Source organism: Shewanella sediminis HAW-EB3, from assembly GCF_000018025.1.
GTDB classification, from domain to species: Bacteria; Pseudomonadota; Gammaproteobacteria; order Enterobacterales; family Shewanellaceae; genus Shewanella; species Shewanella sediminis.
In genome coordinates, this window is record NC_009831.1 from 4,132,426 (window position 1) to 4,146,538 (window position 14,113).

At 45.8% G+C, this 14,113-nt stretch carries 13 protein-coding genes and 2 tRNA genes; 1 reads left to right on the forward strand and 14 read right to left on the reverse strand.

What is annotated here, in order from left to right; all coding sequences use genetic code 11:
• Positions 1-7: 7 nt before the first annotated feature.
• The 10 genes from nusA to rlmE all read right to left on the reverse strand — a co-directional run bounded on the left by nusA (position 8) and on the right by rlmE (position 9,273).
• Positions 8-1,507, reverse strand: coding sequence for a transcription termination factor NusA (gene nusA, locus SSED_RS17715; protein ID WP_012143724.1), 1,500 nt, complete (start codon positions 1,505-1,507; stop codon positions 8-10).
• Positions 1,508-1,535: 28 nt separating this feature from the next.
• Positions 1,536-1,991: a ribosome maturation factor RimP gene (gene rimP / locus SSED_RS17720; protein WP_041421777.1), complete on the reverse strand. Its 456-nt coding sequence runs from the start codon at positions 1,989-1,991 to the stop codon at positions 1,536-1,538.
• Positions 1,992-2,153: 162 nt separating this feature from the next.
• Positions 2,154-2,230 (reverse strand) — tRNA-Met (locus tag SSED_RS17725).
• A gap of 103 nt (positions 2,231-2,333) precedes the next feature.
• Positions 2,334-2,420, reverse strand: a tRNA-Leu gene (locus SSED_RS17730).
• 110 nt (positions 2,421-2,530) lie between these two features.
• Positions 2,531-2,878, reverse strand: coding sequence for a preprotein translocase subunit SecG (gene secG, locus SSED_RS17735; RefSeq protein ID WP_012143726.1), 348 nt, complete (start codon positions 2,876-2,878; stop codon positions 2,531-2,533).
• 1 nt (position 2,879) lies between these two features.
• Complete coding sequence (tpiA, locus tag SSED_RS17740) at positions 2,880-3,662, reverse strand: triose-phosphate isomerase (RefSeq protein WP_012143727.1); 783 nt, start codon at positions 3,660-3,662, stop codon at positions 2,880-2,882.
• Between the two features lie 209 nt (positions 3,663-3,871).
• On the reverse strand, positions 3,872-5,209 hold the full coding sequence (gene glmM, locus SSED_RS17745; RefSeq protein ID WP_086022453.1) for a phosphoglucosamine mutase: 1,338 nt from the start codon (positions 5,207-5,209) through the stop codon (positions 3,872-3,874).
• A 431-nt stretch (positions 5,210-5,640) separates the two neighbouring features.
• Positions 5,641-6,483: a dihydropteroate synthase gene (gene folP, locus SSED_RS17750; RefSeq protein ID WP_012143729.1), complete on the reverse strand. Its 843-nt coding sequence runs from the start codon at positions 6,481-6,483 to the stop codon at positions 5,641-5,643.
• 135 nt (positions 6,484-6,618) lie between these two features.
• A complete protein-coding gene (gene ftsH, locus SSED_RS17755; RefSeq protein ID WP_012143730.1) occupies positions 6,619-8,598 on the reverse strand; it encodes an ATP-dependent zinc metalloprotease FtsH in 1,980 nt (659 codons plus the stop codon).
• 45 nt (positions 8,599-8,643) lie between these two features.
• Positions 8,644-9,273, reverse strand: a complete 630-nt coding sequence (rlmE, locus tag SSED_RS17760) for a 23S rRNA (uridine(2552)-2'-O)-methyltransferase RlmE (protein WP_012143731.1) — start codon at positions 9,271-9,273, stop codon at positions 8,644-8,646.
• Between the two features lie 91 nt (positions 9,274-9,364).
• Between rlmE and yhbY the strand changes: the two genes are divergently transcribed.
• Positions 9,365-9,664, forward strand: coding sequence for a ribosome assembly RNA-binding protein YhbY (yhbY, locus tag SSED_RS17765; protein ID WP_012143732.1), 300 nt, complete (start codon positions 9,365-9,367; stop codon positions 9,662-9,664).
• Positions 9,665-9,876: 212 nt separating this feature from the next.
• On the opposite strand, the gene secF is transcribed toward yhbY, so the two are convergent.
• The 4 genes from secF to greA form a co-directional block, all read right to left on the reverse strand.
• Positions 9,877-10,803: a protein translocase subunit SecF gene (gene secF, locus SSED_RS17770; RefSeq protein WP_012143733.1), complete on the reverse strand. Its 927-nt coding sequence runs from the start codon at positions 10,801-10,803 to the stop codon at positions 9,877-9,879.
• Position 10,804: 1 nt separating this feature from the next.
• Entirely contained in the window at positions 10,805-12,619 is a 1,815-nt protein-coding gene (gene secD / locus SSED_RS17775; RefSeq protein ID WP_012143734.1) for a protein translocase subunit SecD, read from the reverse strand.
• A 149-nt stretch (positions 12,620-12,768) separates the two neighbouring features.
• Positions 12,769-13,329, reverse strand: a complete 561-nt coding sequence (locus tag SSED_RS17780; RefSeq protein WP_012143735.1) for a hypothetical protein — start codon at positions 13,327-13,329, stop codon at positions 12,769-12,771.
• Positions 13,330-13,421: 92 nt separating this feature from the next.
• Positions 13,422-13,898, reverse strand: a complete 477-nt coding sequence (gene greA / locus SSED_RS17785; RefSeq protein WP_041421779.1) for a transcription elongation factor GreA — start codon at positions 13,896-13,898, stop codon at positions 13,422-13,424.
• Between the last annotated feature and the right edge of the window lie 215 nt (positions 13,899-14,113).

A 14,113-nucleotide genomic window follows, 5' to 3' on the forward strand; every position in this document is an offset into this window, starting at 1 on the left:
GAGCGAGTTATTCTTCGTCGCCAAACCAACAGATATTACGGGCTGCCATGATGAGCTCACCAGCCTTTTCTTCTGTCAATTCTTCAATGTCGATCAAGTCATCAATGCCTTGTTCGGCTAAATCTTCTAGTGTAATAACGCCTTTACTCGCGAATACAAACGCTAGATGTCTCTCTAGACCTTCGAGTGCAAGTAGGTCCTCACTTGGCTCGGCACCATCAAGGGCTTCTTCTGAAGCGAGTGCACGAGTAGAGATCGCAGCCTTAGCGCGCTCTCTTAAGGTTTCAACGATATCTTCGTCGAATCCATCAATGTCCATAAGCTCAGATGCTGGCACATAAGCAACCTCTTCCAGCGAGGTAAAGCCTTCATCTGCAAGCACTTGTGCGAAATCTTCATCGACTTCTAAAGAAGTAACGAACAAGTTCACAACTTTTGCACTTTCAGCTTGATGCTTAGCTTGCATATCGGCAACTGTCATCACGTTAAGTTCCCAACCAGAAAGTTGAGTCGCCAAACGAACGTTCTGACCATTACGGCCAATTGCCTGCGCTAAGCTATCGGCTTCAACGGCGATATCCATCGAGTGGTTATCTTCATCAACGATGATAGAAGCTACATCGGCCGGAGCCATTGCATTGATCACATACTGAGCTGGGTTATCGTCCCAAAGCACGATATCGACACGCTCACCATTAAGCTCATTCGAAACGGCCTGTACACGAGCACCACGCATACCAACACAGGCACCGATTGGATCGATACGACGGTCATTGGATTTAACAGCGATCTTTGCGCGTGAACCAGGATCACGAGCGGCACCCATGATCTCGATCATCTCATCGGCAATTTCCGGCACTTCTACACGGAAAAGCTCAATCAGCATATCCGGCTTAGTACGAGTCAAGAACAGTTGAGCGCCACGAGCTTCAGGACGAACGGCAAATAGCAATGCACGAACACGGTCACCAGGACGGAAGCTTTCACGAGAAATCAGATCTTCTTTAAACAACACTGCATCTGCATTGCTGCCCAAATCGACCACGACACTTTCGCGATTACTCTTCTTAACGACACCGGTGATTAACTCACCTTCTTTGTCTTTAAACTGATCGACTATTTGAGCTCGTTCGGCTTCACGTACTTTCTGTACGATCACTTGTTTCGCAGTTTGAGTCGTAATACGGTCGAATACCACTGATTCGATATCGTCTTCGATATACTCGCCAAGCTGAATTTCAGGCTCTTCAAATTGAGCGGCTTCCAGTGTAATTTCACTAAAAGGGTTCTCTAAAGGCTCACCTGTGTCTTCAACAACCATCCAACGACGGAAAGTTTCATAAGCACCCGTCTTACGATCGATCTCGACACGAACTTCGATGTCACCTTCATACTTTTTCTTAGTTGCTGTAGCTAAGGCTATTTCCAGCGCTTCGAAAATCTTTTCGCGAGGAACACCTTTCTCATTTGAAACCGCCTCAGTGACTAGCAGAATCTCTTTATTCATCCTCTTGCCTCGTTGATTTTTGAATCCATCAAAACTTAGCGATTAGGTTGCCTTTACGGATATTATCCAAAGCAATAATCAGTTCGTTACCATCGACTGTCAATGAGAGCATCTGCCCCTCAATACCTGTGATGGTCCCCTTTAAATTACGACTACCCGCAACAGGCATAGTCAGTTGAATCTTTACAGTCTCATCGATGTAAGCAGCATATTGCTCAGCTTTAAATAGCGGCCTGTCTACACCGGGAGAGGAAACTTCTAATGTGTATTCGGTTGAAATGGGATCCTCAACATCGAGCACAGCACTGACCTGACGGCTGGTTTCGGCACAATCTTCGATGAAAATGCCTTTTTCATTATCTATATATACTCGTAGGATTGAGTGTTTGCCTGCTTGAACATACTCCAAACCCCAAAGCGTGTGGCCAAGTGCTTCAACTGGAGATTTAAGCATCTCTTCCAGTCTATTTTCTATAGTTGCCAAGGTTACCCCCCGAAAAACAAAAAAGGGACATATAGCCCCAGTATAACGCCGTAAAAACGGCATTCTTTAAGTCCCAGATAACAAAAAACCCCGTAATAACGAGGTCGTTGAGTTTAGAACCTGTAAACAATAAGAGACTATTATAGCCTGTTACTGAGAAGCTGGTTGCGGGGGCCGGATTTGAACCGACGACCTTCGGGTTATGAGCCCGACGAGCTACCAAACTGCTCCACCCCGCGTCAACTGGTGCAAGTATATTGAGATTTCACTCTACTTGCAATAATAAAGCAAAACTGATGTTTGCATTATTATCTTTGATTTCAAATTAAGAAACCAAAAATTTGGTGCGGATGGGGGGACTTGAACCCCCACGAGCTTGCGCTCACCAGCCCCTCAAGCTGGCGTGTCTACCAATTCCACCACATCCGCATGTGATTGTTACTCTTTATTATCAGGCCTTTGTTGTGACATTGAGGTGATCACGACCTTGATAAAAGGAACTAATTATTTAGTCCCTACCAACTTCCAGAGAATTTGGCTTAGTCTGGAATTTTCTCTTCAGACTTTTCGCTCTCTTGCTTAACTTGCTCTGTTACCTGTTCGGTAACTTGAGCAGCATCTGAGCTCAAATCTTTCCATGCATCTTCAGACTTAGTATGGTTAGCGCTCAAGTTGCCGATAGTCAGGCTAAGAGCAAAAAAACCAATCGCTAAAACTGCAGTTGAACGGGTCAAAAAGTTACCAGCACCTGATGAACCGAACAGAGTAGCTGATGCACCGGCGCCAAAAGAGGCTCCCATGTCAGCACCTTTACCTTGCTGGATTAGAATCAGTCCTACTAGACCAATTGCAACCACCAAGTAAACAACCATTAATACTTCGTACATATTATGCGCTCATCGCTATGGAACATAAACTTAGAAACTCGGTAGAGTTTAAGCTCACACCGCCAATCAATCCACCATCTACATCAGGTTGTGCAAATAGATCTGCAGCATTACTCGGTGTTACGCTACCACCGTACAAAATCCTGATATTTTCTCCAATATATGGAGACACTTCAGAGAGGCGTTTGCGTATAAACGCATGAACTTCCTGTGCCTGCTCTGGCGTAGCACTCTTACCGGTTCCTACAGCCCATAAAGGCTCATAGGCGATAATCGCGTTATCAAATGCCATGGTGCCATTTTTTTCAATGACCACATCTAACTCTTCGGCGATAACTTCAAAAGTTCTTCTCGCTTCTCTAGCTGGACCGGACTCACCAACACAAAGTATTGGGGTCAAACCATGTTTTTGTGCTGCTGCAAACTTCTCAGCAACGATATCACTCGTCTCTCCGTACATACGGCGACGTTCGGAGTGTCCGATAATAACATATCGGCATCCTGAATCCTTTAACATCTGCCCTGACACTTCACCAGTATAAGCACCGAAGTCATGTTGACTCAGGTTTTGTGCGCCCATTCTGACAAGACAACCATTTAAAGCGTCTTTATTAGCGTCTAACTGCTGACGTACACTTTCTAGATATATGCTTGGTGGGCATAAGACCACTTCCGCTGAATCATCTTGAAGCTTAGTAGCGAATTTATTGAATAACTCCAGCGCTAATTGCGCACTGCCATTCATTTTCCAGTTACCAGCGACCATTGGACGTCTGAGTGCCATCTCTGTCTCCTCTGAAAGCGGCGAGAATAATAGCGAACCACTCATGAAGTTACAATAGCAAAAGTGGTAATATTTTGATTCTCTGGTCGGAACGATGTTTTTTTACACGCTCCGACCCATTTATTAATCAAGTGTGATTCAAAAACAGGCTAAACATGGAATATCTGAATATGTTTAGCCATAACAATCACATTTGGGTTGATTGCCGGTTAAACTAAGTTTCTAACCGCATCGGCAATATAATTGGCGTGTTTTATCACATCGGCTTCGACATCGCCCTCGACCATGACCCTAATCAGGGGCTCAGTTCCTGACTTACGCAGCAATACACGACCGCGTTCACCCAGTAGTGCTTCGACTTCACTCTTTGCAGCCAGGACCTGTTCTGACTCGAGTGGGTTGTGTGCCCCCTCGAACCGGACATTGACCAGCACCTGAGGTAACATCTTAATGTTCTCGGTCAGCTCCTCTAACGTGGCGTTACGTCGACGCATCGCAGCTAATACCAAAATACCGGCAACGATACCATCGCCGGTAGTGCCATGGTCCAGATTCAAGATATGACCCGAGTTTTCACCACCGATACGCCAGCCCTTCTCCTTCATCATGGTCATCACATAGCGATCGCCCACGTTAGAGCGATCAAACGGGATATCCAGCTCCTGCAGAGCAAGGTCCAGACCTAAGTTTGACATCAGTGTTCCAACCACGCCGCCGCGCAAGACACCTCGCGATTGGGCATCATAAGCCAGAATATAGAGGATTTCATCACCATCGATGACTTTACCATGACGGTTAACCATCATGATCCGATCGCCGTCACCGTCTAGCGCGATACCCAGATCGGCATTTTCACCAATAACGGTTTCACGGATTTTCCCCATAGAAGTGGCACCCACTTCATGGTTGATATTCAGACCATCTGGCTTATCACCTATGGCTATCACCTCGGCGCCCAATTCTCTAAATACGCTTGGTGCTATGTGATAGGTTGCGCCATGGGCACAATCCACAACAATCTTCAAACCATGCAGAGTATGCTCGGCAGGGAAGTTCCCCTTACAGTATTCGATATAACGTCCCGGTGCATCGTCTATACGTGACACCTTGCCCAACAGATGCGACTCGACACAGGTCAGGGGCTTATCGAGTTCACGTTCGATCTCCAGCTCAACCTCATCATCGAGCTTACTACCGTCGTTTGAGAAAAACTTAATACCGTTATCATAGTAGGGGTTATGAGATGCACTGATCACCACACCGGCCTCGGCTCTGAAGGTACGCGTTAAGTAGGCGACCGCTGGCGTGGGCATAGGGCCCATCAACATCACGTTAAGTCCGGCAGCCGATAAACCCGCTTCCATCGCCGATTCAAAAAGATAACCTGAAATTCGGGTGTCTTTACCGATAATGACTTTCTTAGTACCGGATCTGGATAATACTCGCCCCGCAGCCCATCCAAGCTTTAGCGCTAATTCGGGCGTCATTTTACCCGCACCGACCTTACCTCGAATGCCGTCAGTTCCAAAAAATTTTCTCACGTAAATAACCCCATCAAGTATTCCGGATTCAAAGCCGAAACCGGAATATGAAAATAATAATATCTCTTACTCTACCGCTTCATTCATAACTGAAGCTGAATAATAAATTCTCGATTGTTATACCAATCAGTATAAAGACGTGATCGCTCAGCGAGAGTTTAGCGCTTCTGAGGCAAGGCAACGAGTGAAGAACATAGTTATTCTACGTTTAAGCTCGTTAACACTGCATCAGATGCGCTAAAACTCGCCTTTCAGGAGTGTTTTTTTGCTGCCTACTTCGGCGTTGAATGACTTCAAAAGGGAGCACCATTCCATCAACCATTCGCCTTGAATTAGTTTGCAAAAAAAACTCTGAGTAGATCACTTTCTTATACCGATTGGTATTAATGCCCACACCCGCCTCGATGTGCGGGTAGATACTTAGCGATTAAAATCGTCTATTGCAACTGACCGAAATGACGCGTCGCATCCAGCACCTTCAACACATCCACCGTCTCAGGGACATCGTGTACTCTGAGAATGTCCGCACCTCGCTGAGCCGAGAGCATGGCACCAGCCAAACTTCCAGCAAGACGCCCAGACACATCACGGCTAAGCAGGTTCCCCATCATACTCTTACGAGATAGGCCGACAAGTATTGGTGCACCCAATGACTTGAACTCCTCGAGCCTGTTGAGTAACTCATAATTATGCGCTAAAGATTTGCCGAAACCAAACCCCGGGTCAATAAGCAATTGCTCTCGTTTCAGTCCCGCATCGCAACACGCCTGAATACGCTGTTCAAAAAAAAGTTTTATTTCATCCACAACATCGCTATAGACAGGTGCTGTCTGCATACTTCTGGGTTGCCCTTGCATATGCATCAAACAAACAGGGACTCGTAACTTGGCCGCCATCTCTAGAGCGCCGGGTTCTTGTAGCGCACGTACGTCGTTGATAAGATGAGCGCCCGCTTCTACTGCTTGCTTCATCACTTCGGCTTTGCTGGTATCGATAGATATCCAAACATCATGACGCTGAGCAATATACTCAACCAGAGGGATCACTCGGCTAAGCTCTTCGCATAGGTTTACATCGGCGGCACCGGGTCTTGTCGACTCACCACCGATATCGATTAAGCTCGCACCTTGTTCGACCATCTCATCGGCATGCTTGCATGCTAATTCGAAGCTGGAATATTCACCACCATCGGAAAACGAATCGGGGGTGACATTGAGGATACCCATCACTAATGGCTTTTCGAGAGAGAGGCTTTTGTTACCACTGATAATTTGAAACACTAAGCGTTCAACCTATAAAACTTATACTCAAGCCACTTCAAAATGCTGAATTCTGCATTTCGAGGTCGTTTGGGTATAGATCCCGAAAACAAGAAAACCCCATGACGGGGTTTTCTTCATTCAACTAAATATCAATTATTTAGCCGTTGACTCATCAATGTCTTTAACATCGGGAGCGGCACACTGCTCTGACTCAGGTTTAACTTCATCTTCAGATGAATCCTTTTTATCAGTTTCAGCAGGCTTACCACCGGTATCATCATTGCTTGAACCATTATCATCCATATTCCAATCCGCTGGTGCACTAACCTCTCGGCGCCCCATCAGATCATCGATCATCGTTGAATCTATGGTTTCATACTTCATCAACGCATCTTTCATCGCATGAAGAATGTCCATATTATCATTGAGGAAGCTCTGTGCTCGCTCATAGTTACTATCGATAATCGTTTTGACTTCCGCATCGATGATGCTGGCAGTTTCATCAGACATATGCTGAGTCTTACCCATGCTTCGACCCAGAAATACTTCATTTTCATCTTCGGCATAAAGTACCGGACCTAACTTCTCAGAGAAGCCCCACTGAGTCACCATATTACGGGCAATCGAAGTCGCATACTTAATATCCTGAGAAGCACCGGTAGAGACTCTCTCACTACCATAGATGATCTCTTCGGCCAAACGTCCACCATAAGCCACAGAAATTTGACTCTCTAACTTACGTCGACTCTGACTTATCGCATCGGCTTCAGGCAAGAAGAAAGTCACGCCTAAGGCACGTCCGCGTGGAATAATCGTCACCTTGTGCACAGGGTCGTGCTCAGGTACGAGGCAACCAACGATGGCATGGCCCGCTTCATGATAAGCCGTCATCTCTTTATCTTCTTCAGACATCACCATAGTGCGGCGCTCTGCACCCATCATGATCTTATCTTTCGCGCTCTCAAACTCTTCCATACCAACGATACGGCGACTACCACGCGCAGCAAACAGCGCGGCTTCGTTCACTAAGTTTGCCAAGTCGGCACCAGAGAAGCCGGGCGTACCACGAGCAATAACACTCGCTTTAACATCATCGGCAAGAGGCACTTTACGCATATGCACTTTAAGGATCTGCTCACGACCACGAACGTCAGGTAAACCAACGACCACCTGACGGTCAAAACGGCCAGGACGAAGCAGTGCAGCATCCAGTACATCCGGACGGTTAGTCGCAGCAATAACGATGACACCTTCATTACCTTCGAAACCATCCATCTCAACCAACAACTGGTTCAGTGTCTGTTCGCGCTCATCGTGACCACCACCGACACCCGCACCACGCTGGCGACCTACGGCATCGATCTCATCGATAAAGATGATACATGGGGCAGACTTTTTAGCTTGCTCAAACATGTCACGTACACGAGAGGCACCAACACCAACAAACATCTCGACAAAATCAGAACCTGAAATGGTAAAAAATGGCACCTTTGCTTCACCGGCAATGGCTTTAGCCAGCAAGGTTTTACCCGTACCAGGAGGACCGACTAAAAGCACACCGGTAGGAATTCGACCACCCAACTTTTGGAATTTAGTCGGCTCTTTCAGGTAATCAACCAGCTCTTTAACGTCTTCCTTAGCTTCGTCGCAACCGGCGACGTCTGAGAAAGTTGTTTTAATCTGGTCTTCACTCATCAACTTAGCTTTACTCTTACCAAAAGACATGGCGCCTTTTCCACCACCGCCCTGCATCTGACGCATGAAGAATATCCATACACCGATGAGCAGTAACATAGGGAACCACGAGATGAAAATTTGAGTTAAGAACCCAGACTCTTCAGCTTCCTGCCCCTTCATGGTTATGCCTTTACGATCGAGATCATTAATCAGATCTTTATCTTCCATAGGCATGATAGTAGTGAACTTCTCTCCGGTACGCTTAGTCCCTTCGATCGTACGTTGATCGCTTTTTATTTCGACAGTATTTATCTGTCCACTACGAACATCATCTAAAAAAGCGGAATAATCCATCTTCAACGCTGTGGATGAAGAGGGGGAGTAACCCTGAAACACAGACATCAACACAACGGCGATGACTACCCAGAGAATTAAATTTTTTGCCATATCACTCAAAATTACTAGACCTCATAGAGTCTTGCGATTACTGACGTTAGGGTACTACAACTTATACCCTGTCGCCACAAGATAGACTTCGCGCGAACGAGCTCGCGAAGAGTCTGGCTTACGTGTTTTGACGGTTTTAAACGCCTCTCTAACTGACTTCATGTACTCTTCAAAGCCCTCCCCCTGAAAGACTTTTACAGCAAAACAACCGTTAGGTGCCAAAACTTGATGACACATATCTAATGCTAATTCGACCAAATACATAGCTCGAGGCTGATCGACCCCGCCAGTACCACTCATATTAGGTGCCATGTCAGATAAGACAACATCGACTTTTGCATCACCCACTCGGGTAAGCAAAGCATCGAGCACCTTTTCCTCTCTAAAATCACCCTGAAGAAAGTCGACGCCAACAATTGGATCCATAGGTAAAATATCACAAGCGATAACTTTACCATTGTCTCCAGCTAGTTTAACGGCAACTTGAGACCAACCACCAGGGGCTGCCCCTAAATCGACCACAGTCATCCCCGGTCGAATTAATTTATCTTTCTCTTGAATTTCTTCAATTTTAAACGCGGCTCGCGAACGAAATCCCCGTTTTTGAGCTAATTTGACATAGTGATCATCAAAATGTTCCTGCATCCAACGTGAGGAACTCGCTGTTCGTTTTTTACCTGACATTCAAAATCCGCAACAAATGAGAGTTACATAAAGACTATATAAGGGTAGAATAGCGTTTTTTCAACAGTAACTCAGCATAAAGTTGGTAGAAATGAACTTAACAACCAAACAAAAACAGCACTTAAAAGGCTTAGCGCACAATTTAAAGCCAGTAGTGATGCTTGGTTCCAATGGTCTGACTGAAGGTGTACTGGCGGAAATTGATAGCGCACTCACTCATCACGAGCTGATCAAAGTGAAAGTAGCTGCTGGTGACAGAGAGCTAAAAAATGCAATCGTTGATGCCATTCTTCGTGAAACTCAAGCTGTAAAAGTACAGCTTATCGGTCACGTGTTAGTACTATTTCGTCAATCTGAAGAGATGAAAATTGCTATTCCAAAAGCAAAGTAATCTTTTTTGAACACAGTACCAAGATTAATGCAGGGTGTTCATCTGCATTAATCTGACTTGTAAAAGTCAGTCTTACTCTTTCTCTAATCGTTTATTTCACTCCTTCCTGAGAAGTAAACAGTCAGAGTAGAAGATAAAATGGAGCCACTGAGATTCAGTGGCTCCATTTTTTTATCTGTAGCAATTATACCAATCGGTATACCCCTCGCGCTTTACGGCGTTTCAGGTATAGGTATGAGCTTATAATGTTCCGAGTTAACCCCAAAGAGCTCAGGTAAACAGGTCCCCACCGATATCGATGACCAGGTTCCTGTCAAAATTCCGATAAACATCGCAATAGAGAAGCTTTCCAGCGGTCCACCTCCCATCACCCACAGTGCACTCACCGTCATCAACGTCGTACCACTGGTTACCATCGTCCGCGAGAAGGTTGCCTTCACCGCACTGGTACACACATCGGAGATGGCCATCTTAGGTTTTGAAGTTAATAACTCCCTGATCCTATCGGCGATAATAATAGAGTCGTTGAGTGAATAGCCTAAAATAGCCAACACTGCGGCGAGGACAGTTAAGTTAAACTCCATCTGAGTCAGTGAGAAGAAAGCCAGAACAAAGATAACGTCGTGAAACAGCGCAAATAGCGCTCCGCTGGCGAGGCGCCACTCGAACCGAAAACTCAGATACCCTAAGATACATAACATAGCAACCAACAAGGCTAATCCGCCCTGCTCTGCTAACTCCTGACCAACTTGTGGGCCAACGATGCTCGAGTTAAGTACCTCAACACCACTGTGTAACGAGGCGAGCACCTGCTCAATATCTAAGGCGTTAGCACTTACATCCCCCGAGGTTTCCGCCTGACTATACCGCAATACCCAACGGCCTGGTTCACCGGCGGAGATAACACTCACCTCCTGTTCGGACATTTTACCCAACAAGCTTTCAATTTGGTTCGCTTTAATATCACTGTCAATACGGACTTCTGTAACCACACCGCCGGTAAAATCCAGTCCCCAATTAAACCCTTTGACAGAAATTACCGTCAGGGAAAGAATCATCAATACCAGAGAGATACAGCTCGAAAAGTAGCGCCATTTTGTTAGTCTGTTCATTGTATTTGTATTTGTATTTGTATTCATATTACACCTTCACATCGCGGCTAAAGTCACGTCCATATACCCAATTAATTAATGCTCGAGAAGCGAAAATGCCTGTGAACATGCTGGTGAGTAGCCCAAGCCCTAAGGTTAAGGCAAAGCCTTGAATGGGTCCGTTACCGATGGAGTAGAGCACCACGGCGGTGATCATAGTGGTAAAATTAGCATCAAAAATCGTCGAAATTGCGCTATCAAAACCTCGGTCGATTGCGTGAGCAAAGCCTCTTCCCTCCTTTAATTTATCCTTTATTCGCTCGAAGATAAGTACATTGGTATCGACCGCCATTCCCACGGTTAACACTAAACCAGCGATACCCGGTAGGGTTAACACGGCGCCGGGAATTAATGCCAGCAGGCCAAATAAAATCACCATATTGGCAATCAGAGCCACATTGGCAACCCAACCTAAGCGGCGATACCAGAGTCCCATAAAGAGTAAGGTCATCGCCATTCCCAGCCCCAAGGCGGAAAACCCATTGGTGATATTTTCCGCGCCGAGGCTCGGCCCAATGGTGCGTTCCTCTACTATGGTAACCGGAGCAGTCATAGAGCCGGCCCGAAGTAATAACGCTAACTGCTGCGCCTGTGAATAATCGCCTGCCCCGGTGATGCTAAAGCGATCACCAAGTTGAGATTGAATCGTCGCAACGCTGATAACCTCTGTACTTTGAGTCACCTTGCCTTGCTCATCACGGCTGTATTCGCTATAGGATGTCGCCATCGGCTTACCGATATTGTCACGAGAGAAGTCGGACATCACTTTTCCACCGGCTCGATCCAGATGGATCACCACCTCAGGCATCCCCATCTCTCCCAGACTCGCCCTGGCATCGACAATATGCTCCCCACCGAGTACCGGCTTTCTGGCCACATAGACAGGAAGTTCTGATTTATCCTTTAAGATTTTAGCGTTTACCGACCCGGCATCTTTCACTTCATAAAAAGCCAGGCTCGCCGTCGCGCCAATAACACTCTTTGCCGCTGCCGGATCCTGAACACCAGGCAGTTCGATTCTGATCCTGTGTTCCCCCTGGCGCTGAACTAAGGCTTCGGTGATCCCCAGCTGCTCGATTCGGCTGCGCATGATCTGCAAGTTCTGTTTTACGGTGAGATCGCGAATTTTAACCTTCTCGTCCGGCTTAAAATCAGCCTTCAGAGAACGGTTTTCTAAGTTCGTTACCTGCCAAATCGGATAATTAGTTTTAATGAACTGCCTAATATCTCCTCTGTGGCTGGTATCCGGCATAGTGATGACAACTCCCGCCTCGCTGTCCAGGCGGACACTGACACCGTTTAGCCCCTGCATGCGGGTAAACTGTCTGACTGAATCTACGAAGGCGTCATAATGTAGCTGGTATACAGGTTCAACCTCAACATCCAACAAAAACTGCACTCCACCACGAAGGTCAAGCCCAAGTTTTATCGGTGTAAAACCCATGGAGAGTAGCCAGTCGGGTGCCGCAGGAGCCAAGGAAAGTGTCAGCTGTGAATCATCCTCAACGGCATTATTTAAGAGCGCTTTGGCCTGGCTCTGCTGAGTTTCTTGCTCGAGTACGACAACCGTTTCACCTTCAGCCTGGGTGATTCTTTTCACTTGAATCCCCTCATCCGTCAATACTCTATTGAGGGCCTGTGGTGTTAGATTTAAGCCAGCTTTGGCACCAATTTGAATAGCCGCATCTTCTCCATACAAGGTTGGTAAGGCACTGAAAAGCATGATGATGAAAGTTATCACCAGCACAACATACTTCCACACTGAATAATGATTTAATACTTTGTTATTGCTACGTTTTCTCATGTTTCTTGCTCATTTTATATTTGCTAAGCGCTATAAAATTCTCTTTTTGCCGTGGATCAGACACAGAAAATGGCATTCCTAATTCGAATGCTATAAAGGCAAAAAGACAATAGAATCAAGCCATCGAAGAAATGGCTAGTTAGAGCTAATTAAAATGAGGTCGTTTGCGTAAAACGATACAAGAGATTGGATTCTTTCCACCCCGAAACTCTGGATGGCGCGCTCCCTATGTGGAGGGGCCAATCTAATGTTGTAGGTAGGTCGATACGATAGCCGATGCTAAAGGAGGGAATTGGCGGTGATACAAATTCAAAGACGAGTAAATATTCGGGCTTACTCTCTCGAGGATCATGCTGAGCAAAACTGATTAACCGTTGTGAAATGAGGGGAACGAACCTTGAGTCATCTTGATCTTGCCCATGAGCTCGCTTCCGCGGGTGTTTTTGATTTCCAAGTAGAGCGCTATCCGGCAGAGATTGAGCCGTTATAACCTTAACCGTAAAGCTGTTATCTGTTTGATTGTGGAGATCGTTTTGTGCAATTTCTTGGCTCAGGGTTAAGTTTTCAGAAAAACCGGCCGACACAGGAGTGAGAAAAATACCCCCTATGAACAAGATGATTAATCCAAAACGTAGATAAGCCAGCACTCTCGCCCCTGAAAAAGATTTATATGAGAGATACATGATAGAGAGTGTTGCAATCAGAAACAAATGAATTTTTCACCATGTTCACAGCGCAACAGCAGTAGAGCAGATACAAAAAAACCGCTACATAAGCGGTTTTTTTAACAACATTTTAAGGATTAAATGTATTCGACAGCGGTAATTTCATACTCGGTAATACCACCTGGTGTTGCGATGTTAACTTCATCATCCAGGTTTTTACCGATCAAACCGCGAGCAATAGGTGAACTTACCGAAATAAGGTTCTCTTTGATATCGGCTTCATCCTCACCAACAATGCGGTAAGTCACTTCAACATCGGTATCAATGTTTAAAATTGTCACCGTAGTACCGAAAATGATGCGGCCGGTGTTTGGCATTTTAGTCACATCGATGATCTGCACGTTAGAGAGCTTGCCTTCAATATCGCGTACACGCGCCTCACACAAACCTTGCTCTTCACGTGCTGCATGATATTCGGCATTTTCCTTCAGATCGCCAAGCTCTCTCGCTTCACCAATTGCCTGAGCGATCACTGGACGCTTTTCAAACTTTAAATAATCTAATTCTTTACGCAGTCGCTCTGCACCCACAACTGTCATCGGAACCTTGTTCATAATCCTCTTTCGTCTCCTTTAAAACAAAAGCCGCCATGTAGACTTCGAGTCCACAGGTCAAAATACTATAAGGCCATTCTATACGCTGAACGCCTTCTATGCCATCGGCCAATACCAATCGGTATAAATCAATCTGTGAGACTACCTAACCTTTTAAACAGATTCCAGTACTCTGGATGTAATCAAGCTAAAACCATCTCAAAAAAATAGTTGAA